General features: G+C 38.5%; 18 protein-coding genes and 1 pseudogene. 4 read left to right on the top strand and 15 right to left on the bottom strand.

Annotated features, from left to right (window positions below; translation table 11 throughout):
* Positions 1-372: 372 nt before the first annotated feature.
* The 5 genes and pseudogenes from ACTJIV_RS10485 to ACTJIV_RS10465 form a co-directional block, all read right to left on the bottom strand.
* Positions 373-504 (bottom strand): annotated as a pseudogene (locus ACTJIV_RS10485) (ATP-binding protein); the annotation flags it as partial.
* 583 nt (positions 505-1,087) lie between these two features.
* Complete coding sequence (locus tag ACTJIV_RS10480; RefSeq protein ID WP_440627302.1) at positions 1,088-1,459, bottom strand: hypothetical protein; 372 nt, start codon at positions 1,457-1,459, stop codon at positions 1,088-1,090.
* Between the two features lie 462 nt (positions 1,460-1,921).
* On the bottom strand, positions 1,922-2,836 hold the full coding sequence (locus ACTJIV_RS10475; protein ID WP_440627300.1) for a helix-turn-helix domain-containing protein: 915 nt from the start codon (positions 2,834-2,836) through the stop codon (positions 1,922-1,924).
* 17 nt (positions 2,837-2,853) lie between these two features.
* On the bottom strand, positions 2,854-3,591 hold the full coding sequence (locus ACTJIV_RS10470; RefSeq protein ID WP_440627298.1) for an SDR family oxidoreductase: 738 nt from the start codon (positions 3,589-3,591) through the stop codon (positions 2,854-2,856).
* Between the two features lie 12 nt (positions 3,592-3,603).
* A complete protein-coding gene (locus ACTJIV_RS10465; protein ID WP_440627296.1) occupies positions 3,604-4,581 on the bottom strand; it encodes an aldo/keto reductase in 978 nt (325 codons plus the stop codon).
* Positions 4,582-5,019: 438 nt separating this feature from the next.
* Here ACTJIV_RS10465 and ACTJIV_RS10460 point away from each other — a divergent pair, with 438 nt between their 5' ends.
* A complete protein-coding gene (locus ACTJIV_RS10460; RefSeq protein WP_440627294.1) occupies positions 5,020-6,063 on the top strand; it encodes an SDR family oxidoreductase in 1,044 nt (347 codons plus the stop codon).
* 70 nt (positions 6,064-6,133) lie between these two features.
* Positions 6,134-6,958, top strand: a complete 825-nt coding sequence (locus ACTJIV_RS10455; RefSeq protein ID WP_440627292.1) for a helix-turn-helix domain-containing protein — start codon at positions 6,134-6,136, stop codon at positions 6,956-6,958.
* Positions 6,959-7,232: 274 nt separating this feature from the next.
* Here ACTJIV_RS10455 and ACTJIV_RS10450 read toward each other — a convergent pair whose 3' ends face one another.
* The 8 genes from ACTJIV_RS10450 to ACTJIV_RS10415 all read right to left on the bottom strand — a co-directional run bounded on the left by ACTJIV_RS10450 (position 7,233) and on the right by ACTJIV_RS10415 (position 13,866).
* Positions 7,233-7,805, bottom strand: a complete 573-nt coding sequence (locus ACTJIV_RS10450; protein ID WP_440627290.1) for a Crp/Fnr family transcriptional regulator — start codon at positions 7,803-7,805, stop codon at positions 7,233-7,235.
* A 22-nt stretch (positions 7,806-7,827) separates the two neighbouring features.
* Entirely contained in the window at positions 7,828-8,955 is a 1,128-nt protein-coding gene (locus tag ACTJIV_RS10445; RefSeq protein ID WP_440627288.1) for a serine hydrolase domain-containing protein, read from the bottom strand.
* A 105-nt stretch (positions 8,956-9,060) separates the two neighbouring features.
* Complete coding sequence (locus ACTJIV_RS10440; RefSeq protein ID WP_440627286.1) at positions 9,061-9,978, bottom strand: helix-turn-helix domain-containing protein; 918 nt, start codon at positions 9,976-9,978, stop codon at positions 9,061-9,063.
* A gap of 69 nt (positions 9,979-10,047) precedes the next feature.
* Positions 10,048-10,854 (bottom strand): SDR family oxidoreductase, encoded by an 807-nt coding sequence (locus ACTJIV_RS10435; RefSeq protein WP_440627284.1) that lies wholly within the window; start codon positions 10,852-10,854, stop codon positions 10,048-10,050.
* An 8-nt stretch (positions 10,855-10,862) separates the two neighbouring features.
* A complete protein-coding gene (locus ACTJIV_RS10430; RefSeq protein WP_440627282.1) occupies positions 10,863-11,678 on the bottom strand; it encodes an SDR family oxidoreductase in 816 nt (271 codons plus the stop codon).
* 119 nt (positions 11,679-11,797) lie between these two features.
* Entirely contained in the window at positions 11,798-12,514 is a 717-nt protein-coding gene (locus tag ACTJIV_RS10425) for a transglutaminase domain-containing protein (RefSeq protein WP_440627280.1), read from the bottom strand.
* A complete protein-coding gene (locus tag ACTJIV_RS10420; protein ID WP_440627278.1) occupies positions 12,486-12,659 on the bottom strand; it encodes a hypothetical protein in 174 nt (57 codons plus the stop codon). Before ACTJIV_RS10420 ends, ACTJIV_RS10425 begins: the two co-directional genes overlap by 29 nt.
* 97 nt (positions 12,660-12,756) lie before the next feature.
* Complete coding sequence (locus tag ACTJIV_RS10415) at positions 12,757-13,866, bottom strand: alkene reductase (RefSeq protein WP_440627276.1); 1,110 nt, start codon at positions 13,864-13,866, stop codon at positions 12,757-12,759.
* 125 nt (positions 13,867-13,991) lie between these two features.
* On the opposite strand from ACTJIV_RS10415, the gene ACTJIV_RS10410 reads away from it, so the two are divergent.
* Positions 13,992-14,378: a winged helix-turn-helix transcriptional regulator gene (locus ACTJIV_RS10410; RefSeq protein ID WP_440627274.1), complete on the top strand. Its 387-nt coding sequence runs from the start codon at positions 13,992-13,994 to the stop codon at positions 14,376-14,378.
* Positions 14,379-14,458: 80 nt separating this feature from the next.
* Entirely contained in the window at positions 14,459-14,860 is a 402-nt protein-coding gene (locus tag ACTJIV_RS10405) for a hypothetical protein (RefSeq protein WP_440627272.1), read from the top strand.
* Between the two features lie 36 nt (positions 14,861-14,896).
* On the opposite strand, the gene ACTJIV_RS10400 is transcribed toward ACTJIV_RS10405, so the two are convergent.
* Entirely contained in the window at positions 14,897-15,619 is a 723-nt protein-coding gene (locus ACTJIV_RS10400) for an SDR family oxidoreductase (RefSeq protein ID WP_440627270.1), read from the bottom strand.
* 53 nt (positions 15,620-15,672) lie between these two features.
* Entirely contained in the window at positions 15,673-15,996 is a 324-nt protein-coding gene (locus ACTJIV_RS10395; RefSeq protein WP_440627268.1) for a hypothetical protein, read from the bottom strand.
* Positions 15,997-16,018: the final 22 nt, after the last annotated feature.

The following is a 16,018-nucleotide window of genomic DNA, read 5'->3' as shown; positions in this document are numbered from 1 at the left end:
TGCGGTTTTAAATTTCTTGATTCCAGTATTGATCTTTTATTGATAAATAAACAGCACCCAAGTATTAAGGAAAATAACTATGAAATTGTCTTGATGTTACATAGCTCCAATAAAAACAATAAGATTACTATATAAAAATAGTAGTCTTATTGTTTTTATTTTCCTTTACAATGCTCCATTTTCCTTAGCTCCGATAGGTAAGGGTAATCTCCTTAATTTTGCGGGTTCAGTTAAATATCCCGGATACAATTCTCTGGCATGCTGAGCTATTGGAGAGGACCAGTCCTTGAACCATTCCGCGGTAAGGGCAATTGTAGAAGTGGGATCAGCACTTGCTTGGATTAGCCTTCTAACAGCATTTTCGTGTTCTTCAACTATTCGGTCTAATATCGCATCAGCGATGGTTTTAACTCCAATCACGTCATACCAGGCTCTAATTGGTAGCTGAGATGTGATGATCAGGGAGGGATTCGAACTAATTCGTTCCATCCACTTTAAAACCATATTTTCAAGTATATTTTAATTTACTGCCATGATTTCGCCACAAAAAAATATGACTAAATCAACATTATAATTATTCTATAACGACTTCAAAGAACATCCATAATTCTTTAACTTCAAATGTACAAATTTATTTTTTTCTGATTGAGCTTTAACACTGTTTTACTAACTTTTAATGTGGTCACTGGATTGAGTGTGATTTTTCATTTTTATTTCATTTACCAATGAGATGTATGCATAGAATGTTATCTTTAAAAGTAAGTTTAGCAACCACAAATTTGCTATATTGCATCTATTAAGGAATCTTAAAGCAATAGTCAATGATTGTCTGCCAAATTTTATTTTTTATAGTTTTATATAAAATATTTATAGAAAATTATTTATGGTTCTGATCTCTAAAAAGTTCAGAACCCTTTTTTTCTAGACGGTATAAAACCTCTTCTTATTAGTTTTCAATTTAATGCCATGATTCTGATACTAAATATAATTGTTTTGAAGGGACTTCATATCAGCAAATTTTTAGAAATGTATATTCTGTCTGAACTTGTGCTAAGTATTGCTCAAGATCAAGTTCAACTAAATAGGTTTACTGATCGGTAAAATGACCTGATCCGTTTATAAGCAAAATTTCTAAGATGCTAACAGAAATTTGCCTTACTAATTCATTTTGATCACTTTCTGGTATAAAAATATTGTTTTCGATATATCCTAGCTGACCTTCCTTCCCTTTATATCCGATGATATAGACCAGAGCAGAAGTGTTGTCAAAAATTTTAAGATTAATGTTTGGGTTACTCATAAGTGATACATTGAAAATAAATTCCTTGTCTTTTTCTAAGTCCATATTTTCAATATTTATATCATCCTCACATTCAAATGAGGATATTATACCTTTAACTGCATAAGGCTTTTCATCTATTTTATAATGAAACTCAAAAGTTTTATTGGTCTCTTCCATATGGCTTATTTTTTAACAAATTACAAAAAAAGCGCTTTGAAAAAAAATGAATGTTTCTAGAATTTTCGAAATGTTGAACAAAAGATTTAATGAATAAGGCATTTATTTGACCGATTCAATTTTCCTGTTTAATGATAATTCTGAGAAAACCATTTCATATTGAACTATGACACTGAACACAACATTGGAAAGCCTATCGTAAGGTATGTAAATATTTAAAAAGAAAGTGGCGCTCACACTTAACACGGTTTGGCACCTTTATAAACGATAAATGTAAATAACCGTGGTAATTAATCCTCAGTTTTTTTATGCACATGCTTAATCATTAAAGCTCATATACTTCCTGAAGCACAAGGCGAAGATTATGAAGAACAGGATTTTGCCAATAAAATGAAGAAAAAACGCAAACACCAAAGAGGTCAGAAGTAGATATAATAAGGCAATCGGACTTTATAAAATCAGTTAGTTGAATGAATTTCTGAACTCCAAAGGTGAAACGTTTGTCTTTGTCTTGAAAAGTTTGCTGAACGATTGTGAATGTTCAAAGCCCAATTCATAAGCAATTTCCGAAACGGATAGATTTGTCATTGATAATTTTTCTTTGGCTTTTTCTATGATTGCATTCTGAATGTATTGTTGTGTGTTTAGTCCTGTCAATGAACTCAACATATCACTCAGGTAACGTTGCGATAGCTTTAATTCTGTGCTGATATATTTCACGGACGGCAAACCATTTTTCAGACTTTTTTCTTCTTCAAAATAGTTGTCTAAAAGTTTGTCCAAAGAAGTGATGATGTTGTGATTGACTGCTTTCCTAGTGATGAATTGCCTATTGTAAAAGCGGTTGCTGTAATTCAATAACAATTCTATCTGCGACACCAGAACATCCTGACTGAAACCATCAATATTGTTGTCCAATTCATTCGCTATTGTAGCAAATAAATTAGCTATAATTTCTTTTTCCTTTGCCGATAAAAACAAGGCTTCAGAGACATCGTAGGAAAAAAAGCCATACTGATTAATCGTTTTTCCCAGCGGATAGTTGCGGATAAAGTCCGGGTGGAAATACAAAGCAATCCCTTCATAGCTTTCCGTTTCTTCGGGTGAAATAACAATTTGTTTCGGCTTCAGAAACGCCAGTCCACCTTCTTCAAAATCATAATAGCCCTGTCCGTACTTTATGTGTCCTTTGAAGGTAGGCTTAAAGGAGATCTTGTAAAAATCCAGACTAACCTTTTGCCCTTTCGGAAACATATCAATTGAAACAGCATTGTAGTTAACCAATGCGATCAACGGGTGCAATGGCGCAGGAAATCCCAATACCCGCACCAATTGCGATATACTTTTAATTTGATTGATGTCAGATTGTTGTTGCATTTCATTTACGAATTTAATCAATTTTGTTTTGAGGGACGAATTACAATATCACCAACTTCAACATCTGCAGGTTGGCTTATGGCGTAAATAACAGCATTAGCAATGGCATCCGGGCTAATGGCCAAATTTTCCATATTATCCTTGATGATGGTTTTCATTTCCTTGTTTTTTATATTTTCAGCAAAGTTGGTTTTTACAACACCTGGCGAAATTCCGGTAATCCTGATTGTTCCGTCTGATTCTTGTCTAAATACTTCAGCGATAGTTCTTACCGCATTTTTGGTTCCTGCGTAAACACCCTGCATGGGTACAATCTTGATTCCTGACGTTGAAATGATATTGACGATATGACCCGATTGCTGTTGCTTGAAAACAGGAATTGCAGCCGCCATTCCATACAAAACACCTTTGAGGTTAATGTCGATCATTTCTTCCCAACCGTCAACATCCAGCTCGTCAATGCGGCTTAACTGACTGACTCCGGCATTGTTCACAATGACATCTAATTTTCCGTATTCCTCAACTGCTGTATTGACCAGTCTTACAAGATCGGATTTATTCTTCACATCAATTTGAGTACAGGCGGCGTAACCACCTTTGCTTTTAATTTCTTCAACAATCTGTTGTAATTGTTCTGTTCGTCTTGCACCCAAAACGACCTTCGCACCGTTTTTAGCTAATTTTAAGGCGATAACCTTCCCCATTCCACTGCTTGCGCCTGTAATGGCAACTACTTTTCCTTTGATATTCTGCATTGCTATTTGTTTTTATCTGTCAATTTGTTTTTCTAAAAATTCGGGATAACGGTCGCCCACCAGTGTAATTCCATTGACCGTTTCGTCAATTTTTGCCAGTTCATCGGTTGTCAATACAATATTTGTACTGGCGATGTTTTCTTCCAAACGATGCAGTTTTGTAGTCCCCGGGATGGGTGCAATCCAGGGCTTTTGGGCTAAGAGCCAGGCCAATGCCAATTGTCCGGTTGAAATATTTTTTTGTTGGGCAATGTCAGATAGTGCTTCCACTAAAACCAGATTTGCTTTGATATTTTCTTCGGTAAAACGTGGAATAACGTTTCTACGGTCTACAGCCTCTAATTTTTTCTTAATGATACCGGTTAGGAAACCTTTCCCCAACGGGCTGAACGGCACGAAACCAATTGCTAACTCTTCCAAAGTCGGGATAATCTCATTTTCAGGTTCACGCCAAAATAAAGAGTATTCGCTTTGCAATGCTGATACAGGCTGAATGGAATGCGCTTTCCGAATCGTTTTAGCACTGGCTTCCGATAAACCGAAATATTTCACTTTGCCTTCCTGTATCAGATCTTTTACTGTTCCTGCAACATCTTCTATCGGAACATTCGGATCAACTCTGTGCTGATAGAGCAAGTCGATGTAATCTGTCTTTAATCTTTTTAAAGACGCTTCGGTAACTGCCCTGATCGTTTCAGGTCTGCTGTCTAAACCAACTGCCGGGCTGGCATCTTTACAGCCGAATTTTGTGGCGATGACAACGTCTTTTCTGAACGGCTTCAATCCTTCACCTACGAGCTCTTCATTGGTATAAGGTCCGTAAGCCTCTGCGGTATCAAAAAATGTGACTCCTCTTTCAACCGCCTGTTGCAGCAGCATCATGGCATCTTTCTTATCAAGACCTTTGCCATCCAGAAAGTTTAAACCCATACAGCCAAAGCCTAATGCGGAAACTTCTAATCCGCTATTTCCTAATTTTCTTTTTTGCATAATTCTTTTTTTAATTGTTTCTAAAACTAATTGTAATCTCAAGTACAAAATTCTGGATAGTCGTTCTATAAAAAGTAGCCCAATTGGTAATTGTTGTAGTCAGATTTTCAAACGTTTTTTAAACACTGTAAATGAGTTCGCTACCTTTATCTACTTTTTCTCGAACTGCCATATTTAAATTTACCGTTAGACTCTTTTTTTAGCCATGTGAAATTTCCTGCCAGGATTCTGACAAAGAATGTAAGTATGAAAGATTAAAATTAGTTAAGAAGCTACTGCCGGTAAATCCTTGTCAGGCCTTATAGTTATAAATCCACATTTATTTAGACAAACGACAGAACTTATTAAATTGGACATCCTAGCACAATAAATTTGGACTTTACAGCAAAACAGGTTAGGGGTTTTACAGGCGATCTTTGTATTATAAATTTAAAGAAGATGTCAGATACAAATCGTGGAGTACGAGTGCTAGTAACAGGCGGCTCCGGTTTCATTGCTGTTCATTGTATAATAAAATTACTTGAACAAGGGTACAAAGTCAGAACAACACTGCGTTCGCTTAACAGGCAGAATGAGGTGAAGGATATGCTGAAAAAAGGGGGTATAAGCTCTTTTGAAGAGCTTACTTTTATTGAGGCTGACCTTTCGAAAGATAGCAACTGGGATGAGGCTGTACAAGGCTGCACCTATGTGTTGCATATAGCATCCCCGACACCAATTGTTAACTTTAACCATGAGGATGAAATGATCATCCCGGCAAAAGAAGGCGTGTTAAGGGTACTGAAAGCAGCGAGGGCAGCCCGTGTTAAACGGGTAGTGCTGACATCGGCCTATGGAGCAGTTGCTATGGGAAATATAAACCGTACAACGCCGTACACTGAAAAAGACTGGTCGAATCTTAAGGCAAATCTTCATCCTTATCAAAAATCAAAAACAATTGCAGAAAAAACCGCGTGGGAATTTATCAGTAATGAAGGAGGAGGTCTTGAACTTTCAACGGTCAATCCGGTGGCAGTAATGGGACCTGTTCTCGGTACAGATTACTCCCATTCCAATCAGGTAGTGAAGAAAATGCTTGAAGGTGAGATAAAAGCATGTCCAAAAGTATATTGCTGCCATGTGGATGTGCGTGATGTTGCTGATCTGCATCTCCTTGCCATGACCCATCCGAAAGCAGCAGGGGAGAGGTTTCTTGCTACCACGGGTAATGCACTTTCAATGCTTGATATTGCTAAAATATTGAAGAGAAATCTAGGGGAGGTAGCAGCAAAGGTTCCTACCAAAGAAATGCCCAATTGGATTGTCAGAACAGCGGCAATATTCAATCCATCGTTAAGGATGCTGGCCACATTACTTGGTAAATATGCGGAAACGAGCGGTGACAAAGCAAAGCAATTACTAAACTGGTCGCCTCGCTCCAGTGAGGAAGCGGTAATGGCCACGGCAAATTCTATGTTGGAGCTAGGTCTGATAAAAAAATAAAAAGTTATGCATCGCGGTAATCTTATTTTGAAGGGACCACAGGTAAAGCAATAATTGTTAAATTTATACTATGAAAGAATCAAGTATTGCTTCCTGTTATATGAGTCCTTCTCTCGGTACAGAGCAGTTTATCCCGGACCATTGTTTTATGTACCTGGTTTCAGGCTCAATGCTTGTTTATGATGGACATAAGGAATATAAAATCCAGTCAGGTGATTATGGTATAGGTAGAAGGAACCATCTGGCAAAATATATTAAACAACCGGAGGATGGAGCCTTCAAAAAGATATTTATTTTATTCCAACAGGATTTTTTAAAGACTTTTAAGGATACCTATGGATTCAGAGCTGAAGGTAGTAAAACAGTAGGTGCGATTATTCCCTTAGCTAAAGATAGGCTGGTCAAAAATTTTATGGAATCGATAATTCCCTATTTTAATGAGGACGGAGTTATGGAAGAACAGTTTTTGGATATCAAGAGGACCGAACTTTTACTTGTGCTCCTCAAGGTAAATCCTGAACTTGCCAATGTTTTTTTTGACTTTACCAGTCCTGAGAAAATAAATCTTGAGGAGTTTATGAACCGCAATTACCGGTTCAATGTGAGTATCGAACGTTTTGCCTATCTGACAGGCAGAAGCCTATCCGCTTTCAAACGTGATTTTGAAAAGATATTCCATACTACTCCAAGGCATTGGCTTGTACAGAAACGATTGGAAGAAGCGTATCATCTTATCGATAAAAATGGCAAAAAACCTTCTGAGATTTATCTCGATCTTGGTTTTGAAAATTTCTCCCATTTCTCCTTTGCATTTAAAAAACTGTTTGGACATCCGCCAACCCAATTGATCGGAAGAAGGAAAATACATGAAGAATCCAAAAAAGATGAAGCTTAATTCTGATGTTTATATAATAATTTAGTCAAAACAAAAGCGACGAAAGAGGGGTAGAGTTAGGTATCCCTTGTAAAACTTGATTTACGGAAAGGCATCGATCTTAACAAGAGTTTTTCCCTTTATGTAAATAGTTGATTAAATCAGAAAACGATTAGATTACCGACAGACAAGAAAGAAATTTTTAAAAAAAACATTAATTTAACACCAACCCTCAATTCCCAGACGAGAGGAGGACGCGGTTTAATGTCGATTCATTAACAGGTTTATATTAAGTTCACAATCCTTTCCGCACCCGGGTCAATGTTTCGCGGGTGATGCCAAGGTATGAGGCAATTTGGCTAGTGGGAAATCTTTCAACAAGCTGAGGATACAAAAACGAAAAGATTTCATACCGTTTTTGTGCACTGAGATGTTTAGCATGATCCCTGCGCCTTTGTGCGGCAATATGATGGTTCTGATTAATATGCCAGAACATTTCCTTAAAAGCGGGGATCTCTAGGATTGTCTCGAACTTACTTCTCGGTACCGCAAGGAGTTCAGTATTTTCATGAGCCTCAATAAAAAAATCGGAAGGTTTCAAACTCATATAGCTCTTCATGTCGACTGCCCACCAGTCTTCAATATACAACTGATGAATACAATCATTACCATTCTCATCTATACTGAACATACGTAATGCCCCCTTGACTACAAATCCGGCATATTCACTGACCTGACTTTCTTTAAGAAAATAGTGTTTCTTTTTTATCTTAATCGGCACCATTAAGCCCTCTATTTCCAACTTTTCTTCATTAGAGAGCTTGCTTATACTATGGCGTTCAATATAATCAAAAATCGTCTTATACATATTATCATTAATTTAAACACATTTACCCTGGACTTTTTACTGTCTTTAAAAGCTCGACTATCTTTTTACTGATGTCAACAGCAACAGGGCGATGTCCAGCCTCGAGGGCCACGATGGATATGGAGGCATTCAATTGAGGAATATAAACAAGGTCTGTTCCTAGTCCTCCTCCATGATTGTACCCTAAAAGCCCTGCATATTTGATTTTGCGGATTCCAAGGCAATAATTTACCTCTAAATTAGGAGGAACATCTTGTGTCATTAAAGCGAGTACTTCTTTATTTTTAATAATCTTTCTATTGAACAGTTGCTGAAAATAATTTGACATTTCTTTTACATTGGTAATTATGCCACCACCCCCATATAGGTCCCATGATGGATCAAGATTATAAGTATCCCATCCAAATTCATCCCAATATTGGTGAGCCTGTTCAGGAGTATTTTTTCTTTCTTTTTCAAACTTGGCAAAGCGTGTAATCAGCAGTCCATTATTTTTGTAGCTGAGCAGCCTTCTGATCGAAAGATAATAGGGGTGATGGGTAATATTTTCAATTATTTCGGTTAGAAGAACGTAGTTGATATCTGCATATTTAAAACCTTCCCCTGGTTGTGCAAGCGGTTTTCCAAGCCTAGTAGCCCTAGCGACCTGTTCGTCCCTTGTCCATGCGTATTTTGGGTGCTCACCAATAAATTTGAAATATTCGGCGTCGACATAATCCCTGATGCCTGAAGTATGTGAGAGTAGATTCTTTATCGTTATACGGGATGTATTATAACCTGCCTGGGTAAGTTCTGTTTCTGATCGCTGGTTCAGATAATCTTTGATGGGTTGGTCGATGTCAAGTTTTCCTTTTTCAACAAGTCTTAGTATGGATGCCGCCACATAGGGCTTGGTTGTACTTGCTATCAGTACAGGCTGATCTGTGGAGAGTTTATGTTTGGTATCTCTGTTTTCATAACCTGTGGCATAGCCAAAAGATAACTTTTGGTCCGGCGCTTCAACATAGAGTGCAAAACCAACTGCTTTTGGATTAGCAGCGTAAGTGGAATCAACAATATTTTTTATTTTTTGCTGGATATTCTGGGCACACACATTTGCACTGGTCACTATGATCAGAAATACGGTCTGAAGGTTTTTTAAGATGCGCATATATTATTTTAATATTTTTGGACGGAATAAAAATTAGCAGAGAATAAATACAAGAGCACATTTTAATCCCTGTATAATCATAATTTTTTTTAGTTCATGGATAACCTAATTGAGCCGTTCCCTAAATTGCAATGGAGTCAATCCCGTCTTATTTTTGAAGAGTTTATTAAATGATTGAGGATACTCGAACCCCAGGTCATATGCAATTTCAGCTGCAGTAAGTTCTGATGTAGAAAGCTTCTGCTTGGCAACTTCGATCAGTTTGGCATGGATGTGCTGCTGCGTATTCATTCCGGTCATATTTCTTAACAGATCACCCAGATAGCCATATGATACATTGAGCAAAGCCGAAAAATAACTAACTGATGGAATACCATTCTGTATGGACTGTTCATCTTCGTAATAATTTTTGAGCAGTGTTTCAAAACGCTCTATTAAAGGGCTACTTATTGCCTTTCTGGTTATAAACTGCCGCTTATAATAGCGGTTGCTGTAATTAAGCAAAACTTCCAGGTATGAAATAATCAGTTCCTGGCTTGTATCGTCTATTGCCGTTTCGATTTCTTCCTTGATATTATCAAAAATGTTCAGCACTTTATTTCTTTCTTTTTCTGAAAGATGAAGCGCTTCATTTATATTGTAGCTGAAAAATCCGAATTTTGTTATTAACCTCGCAAGTGGGTGTCCAGCAAAAAAATCTGGATGGACGAATAGGCTACGTCCACTACACACGTCATCATCAACAACGGAAAGAGCCTGTCCCGGGGCTACAAATATCAGTCCCCCTTCATCAAAATCATAGTAGCTCTGCCCATATTTCAATTTGCCCTTCAAGTTACTTTTATAGGATACCATATAAAAATCGTGAACAAGGTATCGTACTTCCGATTCCGAAGAAATGTCAGCATGATTGACAGAAACGATAAGGGGATGTAGAGGGCTGGCAACACCCAGCCCTCTACATAAATCACTAATTGACTTATAATAATGCAGTTCCTTTTTTTTAACTGATTTATCGATCATGATTAATTTATGAATTTTATTAAATAGGAATTGATAGTGTAAAATTAGCTATTTTTAACTACAGCGGACTTAGCCAGCTAATCCTTTTGCAATGAGTTTTCTGAATTTTTCCGGACCAATATCCAATCTTTTCTGATACGTCGATATGGCATCATTGCCTGCAAGATAGCGGAGTTGATCTTTAGCATCGGTTATTGCTTCGTAAACTATGGCGGCAATAGATTCAGCAGTTGAAAATTGAAGCGGGCTTTCATTATTTTCAAAGCTTGCTAAAAACTTGTCAAACTGCTCTGCATAGGCCTCATGCTTACCAAAATCTAAAGACCTGCTCATAAAATCAGTGGCAATTCCGCCAGGAGAAATGGTCTTTATCTGAATATTATGTGCAGCTAGCTCAAAAGATAGGCTTTCACTCCAACCTTCAATAGCCCATTTTGTCGCATGGTAAATAGAAGCAAATGGGAAGGCTACAAGTCCGCCTATAGAGGTCGTACTGATAATTAAGCCACTACGTTTTTCCCTTAAATGAGGAAGAAATGCCTCTGTCACCCTGATTACGCCCAAAACATTCGTATCGAACTGTCGTGTAATCTGGTCATCTCGGTATCCTTCCAATGGGCCTGTCAGACCGTATCCTGCATTATTGAAAACAACGTCTACAGGCCCAATTTGAACAGCAGCCATTACCGCCTTTTCAATAGATGAAAGATCTGTCACATCTAACTGTAAAAGATGGATATTTTTGATTACATTCAGTTCAGTTTCTTTTTCAGGATGCCTCATCGTTGCAATTACATTCCATCCTTTGGATGCCAACAACTTTGCTGTTGCTTTTCCCAAACCGGAAGATGCCCCTGTTATAAATATTGTTTTCATTGATCTGCTTATTTGGATAGAAAAATATTGTTTGTAAACGCCTGATATTCTTCTTCAGAGGTATTTCTTCGTGCATCCAGGATAAGCTTGATGTCGTTAGTAGGAGAATAACGCAAGCGGTCAGTTCCGTCAGTAGCAGCTTCGTAAATGGCTTGTACCACTTTTTCTACCGCGTCAGCATCTGCTGCTCCTGCCATTCCACCATAAACTTTACTAATTTGCTCTAAAAAAGGAAGATAATCTTCGATCAATTGTAGGCCTAAACCTTCATCACCCGTACGGTTCATAAAGCCGGTCTGCGGAGCTCCCCCCGGTTCAATGATTTTTGCAGCAATACCTAATGACGCCAGCTCATATCGTAATCCTTCAGTCCATCCTTCCAAAGCAAATTTTGATGAACTGTAAATCGAAGCCATAGGGAAACCGATGGCACCAGCACCTGAACTAACATTGATAATAGTGCCTGATTTTTGAGAACGAAAATGAGGTAAAACCGCTCTTGTTACGTCCATTGCCCCAAATACATTCACGTCAAATTGGGTTTGGATGGCTTCACGGGATGCACTTTCAAAAATTCCAAAAAGACCATATCCCGCATTATTTACAACGACATCAATATTTCCGAAGTGGTTTATTCCCTCACTGATTGCTCTATCAATAGAATCCTTATCCTGAACATCCAATTGAGTAATAAAGATATTTTCTGACTTGTCAAGATTTCCATCTTTACTGGTATCTCTCATAGTTGCGATGACGTTCCAGTCTTTAGCAGCGAAATAATTTGCAGTTGCGGCTCCAAAGCCGGATGATGTGCCAGTGATCAATACTGTTTTGTTCATTTTTTTGATATTTAATTTGTTTAACACTTTTGATACTGCAAATATCTACTGTATAGCGGCCAACGAATAAACCAGATTAAGGGATTGATAATCCAAAATGAGGATTATGGTTTTTTCCAGAAAAGCCCGTCATTATTAGTGTGAAAATTAATGACGTTGACGCCTGTTTTAGCATTCGTATTTGTTTCAAATCCATCAACGACCGGATCTTTACTGGCTACAGGCAGGAGTTCTACATATTGTATTGTTCTTCCTTTTGCACGTGTCTGCGAGCCAAACTCACTTTTCAGCGGGCAGATCAACCTATAAAGGTTTTTGGCCATAAAGGTGTAGAGGTAATCGTTAATATCGTCAGCCTTTCCATGATAGTTTGCGTCTGCGTTCAGTTTTAACACGCCTCCGTTTATTAAGCGTCCACGTACTTCTGCAATACTGAGCAGATTATCATTTTCATCCATAATGTAAGCATTATCCTGTGGATCCATATAGATCCATTTTTTTAGGGAAGGGATATACACAGAATTGATTACATGTCCTCCTTCCGGGCTAGGATATCTCCCTGAAAAGCAGATCACGGTTCTGGACTGGAATCCCATGGCCAGGAACACTTCATTCATCGCAATGGAAAGCGGATAGCATCCATGCGCCTGCTTTTTACTGCGGTAGCTATCGATAATGCTTATGGCGTTTAGGGATTCGATATTCGGGGCATCATTGTGAGGGACCTCCTCATGGAACCACTTCAACAGCCTTTTTGCTCTTTGAATATCACTTCCTTTTCCGGCAATGGCATCAAGACCGTATTTCGTTCGGATCTGCATGGTTAGAAGACTGATAAGAGAAATCAGGAAATGTCTGCTTCTGAGAAATATTATATTCCTTTCCCTGACGAAGTTCTTGGAGTTCGGGTGTTTCGATTTGCGCAGATGCCCAACCCGTTGTAAAAAGGCCTAATAAGGCTAACATATAGTTTTTTTTATCAATCATTATTTAAATATCAATTATCAATACATTCATAATTTTGTTGGAAAAATTTCTTTATTCAGGCAACTTTATAAGCTGATTATTCTTGATAAAACTGGAATTTCGGATACTCGGTATATCCTTTTTTACCTCCGGTATAATAGGTCGCCGGATCGGAAGCAGCAAGCGGCCAGCCATTTATAAATCTTTCGGGCAGATCGGGGTTAGCGATAAATAATGTACCAAATGATACCAGGTCAGCTTTTCCTGATGCCAGGATTTCATTGGCACTTTTTTGGTCAAAACCAAGGTTGACCATGAGGACACCATTGAAATGAGTTCTGAAAAAGCCAAAATAGTCTGAACCTATTTCTGCCAGAGGTGTATCTGATAAATCTCTTGCAGGACCAACGATGTGGAGGTAAGCGAGGCGATGCTCGTTTAATCGCTGCATCAGGTATCCGTAATCATTTAGTGTCTCACTATCAGGTCGGATAATGCCTGGATTGTAAGCCGCAGGAGTGAATTTTAATCCTATTCTGCCTTCACCCCACACCTGGCTTACAGCAGCCAGTATCTCAAAAAGAATCCTTGAACGGTTTTCGATGTCCCCTCCATATAAATCTTTTCTCTGGTTAGTAGCCTTGCTGAGAAACTGAGGGATCAAGGTAAAAAGCTGTGCATGGATTTCAATGCCGTCAAATCCAGCCTTAAATGCATTTTCCGCCGCAGACCTGTAATCACTGACTATTTTACGGATGTCCGCGAGAGATAATTCCTCCGGTGTTTCCGTATCTTTAAACCCGTTAGGTGTAAAAGATTTTTCCTGTGGATTGATTTCAGACGGGCCCTTCGGCAGCTTTCCGTTAAAAAAATCAGAATGTGATACCGATCCGCTATGCGCTAGTTGCAGAAAAATTTTCCCACCGTTCATGTGTACTGCTTCGGTAACATTTTTCCATCCGTTTATTTGCTCCTGTGTGTAAATACCGGGAATATTAATATAGCCCATTGCATCCTGACTGACCCATGCACTTTCTGTAATTATCAGGCCGGCGGAAGCTCTCTGGGCATAATATTCTGCATGAAGTTCTGTTGGTGCCAACGCTGCATTCTCAGTTCTGCTGCGTGTCAATGAAGACATCACGATACGGTTTTGCAGGGCTAAACCTTTATGGTCAAAGGGTGTAAATAAATTTGTCAATTCCATTTTAAAAAAAATTATGGTACAAAATTGCATACTAGATCGCGGCTTGGCAATAGGAGGCATTCTTGACCTATGGGGACAATTTTGTCCCTATTAACCCTAAAGGTTAAATTAGTAGATTTGCACTTATGAGCTATGAGAGAAAAATACCGGTACCCACTGATTGCGGACTGCACCTGACCAAAGAAATTATTGGCGGTAAATGGAAAATGTCGCTTATATATGCCATCTATTCAGATATCAAACGTCCTTCACAGCTGGAAAAAGCATTTCCTGCATTGACAAAAAGGGTTTTGAGCAGACAGCTCAAAGAGCTTGAGGAACATGGCGTGATCAGTAAAAAGATATTCCACCAGTTACCTCCCAAAGTCGAATATTCCCTGACATCCCTGGGTGAATCCCTCCTTCCTATCATCGATATGATGGATAATTGGGGGAATGAACACCGTCCTTTTCTTGAAAAAGTAATTGAAGACACACATCCAATGGTAAACATTGAAAATCTTAGACCTTAAGTTAGGCTTTTTCGACTTGTTGTTCAGCATGACTTTTTCTTTCGTTCTCTTCTTTATAAAAATCTCCCCAATTATTAATAGTGGGCAGAAACATTCTGGGTATCCTTGCCTTATTTGCAGAAGAAGGAACCATCGAGGACCCTGTTGGCTCTATCACTGAAAAGGCTTCTGTCGGACTTCCACGCCTTGTAAGCGCTTTACCAGAAAATGCTTCATTTACATTAGATACGCCGATACGCACTTCGCATGATTTGTCAGGAGCAGCTTTTGCGATGACAGTGGAATTGATATGGGATGGGAAACCGATGAAAATCCATTCCATTGATGTGATGCAGTTTAACAAACAGGGCCTTATTACAGAAATGAAAGCCTATTACGGCCCGTCCAATAATCATATTTCTCCAATCACTTTAGATTCCAATTGCGCTGTTAAACCGAAATTACTGTCTTTTCTGCTTATCCCTGATTATTTAAGTCTGTGAAAAACCTCAAGATTAACATTGTGAAAACTCATTTTTTTAAACCAATACCGCTCCTCCGTCAATGATCAATGACTGTCCCGTTATATATTCCTGCTTCATAAGGAATACAAACGTATCTGCAACATCTATTGGCTGTCCCACTCGTTTTAGCAGAAGTGTTTTTTCCAAATGACTGAAAAAGCTTTCTTTGTCCTCTTGGTTTAGGTTACCCCATAGGTTTGTGTCTATGATACCGGCGGCAACATTGTTTACCCGTATCGGAGCCAGTTCTACTGCCATTGCTTTGGTAAAAGCGTCCATAGCACCACAAATCGTAGCACCCAAACTATACCCGGCAGCAGGGCGTTGCCCAAAATTGCCACTCATTAAGTTAATACTTCCACCTTCATTGATATATTGTTTACTGTATTTAATTGCTGCAAACGCACCCCAAAAACGAATGGTGAAAAAGTCCTTTCCTTTTTCTATTTCCGTATCATCAACCATGCTCATGGAAATGTTTTCTCCAGCGGTATAGACCAAATGATCAAAGTTGCCGATATTGTTGAAAAAAGACTTTATATTTTCTTCTTTATCCAAACTCACAGCAAATCCTTTACTGTTGTAGGGTAAGGTTACTAGTGCCTTATCGATACGCTGCTGATTGCTTGAAACAATGATTACTTCAGCACCGTCAGCTGCTGCTGCCTGCGCTGTTGCCAATCCAAGCCCAGAGCTGCCGCCAAGAATAATTACCCTTTTGTTTTCTAATGTTTTCATATTGAATTTTTTTTATGTTAAAATTATATCCTCCGGAAATTTATCCGGCTATACTAATAGTTTGCTTGTCCGATCAGCAACTGGTCGAACTTTCCGTCTGCACCCATCCTGAATTTGAAGTAGGTTTTAAAATCACCCCAGGTATCACTATGGAATTTCCCATAAATATCGATACTGCTGTTTTCAACCTTATCTATTGAGGTAAAATGTTCTTTTCCGATTGCTTCTGTTGAAAATTTCATGAAATCCCTGGGATGGCCATCGTCTAAAAGTGTGGCATTGTTACTAAAATGTGAAAGCCATTTTGCACTGTCACCTTTCTGCCAGTCTTCGATGGCGGCAAGGACTTTCTGGTTGTTAATCTTACTGTATTCCATCTTATTGATTGTTTTGTGGTTA

Source organism: Chryseobacterium sp. 22532 (genome assembly GCF_052044665.1).
In the GTDB taxonomy this organism is placed as follows: domain Bacteria; phylum Bacteroidota; class Bacteroidia; order Flavobacteriales; family Weeksellaceae; genus Chryseobacterium; species Chryseobacterium lathyri.
This window is presented reverse-complemented; position numbering and strand designations above follow the sequence as displayed.

What these genes read in the sequence shown, in the direction of transcription:
- ACTJIV_RS10455 (WP_440627292.1), top strand. Translation starts at nt 6,134, where the DNA reads ATGAAAGAATCAAGTATTGCTTCCTGTTATATGAGTCCTTCTCTCGGT.
- ACTJIV_RS10435 (WP_440627284.1), bottom strand. Translation starts at nt 10,854, where the DNA reads ATGAAAACAATATTTATAACAGGGGCATCTTCCGGTTTGGGAAAAGCA.
- ACTJIV_RS10420 (WP_440627278.1), bottom strand. Translation starts at nt 12,659, where the DNA reads ATGTTAGCCTTATTAGGCCTTTTTACAACGGGTTGGGCATCTGCGCAA.
- ACTJIV_RS10480 (WP_440627302.1), bottom strand. Translation starts at nt 1,459, where the DNA reads ATGGAAGAGACCAATAAAACTTTTGAGTTTCATTATAAAATAGATGAA.
- ACTJIV_RS10400 (WP_440627270.1), bottom strand. Translation starts at nt 15,619, where the DNA reads ATGAAAACATTAGAAAACAAAAGGGTAATTATTCTTGGCGGCAGCTCT.
- ACTJIV_RS10395 (WP_440627268.1), bottom strand. Translation starts at nt 15,996, where the DNA reads ATGGAATACAGTAAGATTAACAACCAGAAAGTCCTTGCCGCCATCGAA.
- ACTJIV_RS10445 (WP_440627288.1), bottom strand. Translation starts at nt 8,955, where the DNA reads ATGCGCATCTTAAAAAACCTTCAGACCGTATTTCTGATCATAGTGACC.
- ACTJIV_RS10440 (WP_440627286.1), bottom strand. Translation starts at nt 9,978, where the DNA reads ATGATCGATAAATCAGTTAAAAAAAAGGAACTGCATTATTATAAGTCA.
- ACTJIV_RS10410 (WP_440627274.1), top strand. Translation starts at nt 13,992, where the DNA reads ATGAGCTATGAGAGAAAAATACCGGTACCCACTGATTGCGGACTGCAC.
- ACTJIV_RS10465 (WP_440627296.1), bottom strand. Translation starts at nt 4,581, where the DNA reads ATGCAAAAAAGAAAATTAGGAAATAGCGGATTAGAAGTTTCCGCATTA.
- ACTJIV_RS10475 (WP_440627300.1), bottom strand. Translation starts at nt 2,836, where the DNA reads ATGCAACAACAATCTGACATCAATCAAATTAAAAGTATATCGCAATTG.
- ACTJIV_RS10470 (WP_440627298.1), bottom strand. Translation starts at nt 3,591, where the DNA reads ATGCAGAATATCAAAGGAAAAGTAGTTGCCATTACAGGCGCAAGCAGT.
- ACTJIV_RS10460 (WP_440627294.1), top strand. Translation starts at nt 5,020, where the DNA reads ATGTCAGATACAAATCGTGGAGTACGAGTGCTAGTAACAGGCGGCTCC.
- ACTJIV_RS10415 (WP_440627276.1), bottom strand. Translation starts at nt 13,866, where the DNA reads ATGGAATTGACAAATTTATTTACACCCTTTGACCATAAAGGTTTAGCC.
- ACTJIV_RS10425 (WP_440627280.1), bottom strand. Translation starts at nt 12,514, where the DNA reads ATGCAGATCCGAACGAAATACGGTCTTGATGCCATTGCCGGAAAAGGA.
- ACTJIV_RS10450 (WP_440627290.1), bottom strand. Translation starts at nt 7,805, where the DNA reads ATGTATAAGACGATTTTTGATTATATTGAACGCCATAGTATAAGCAAG.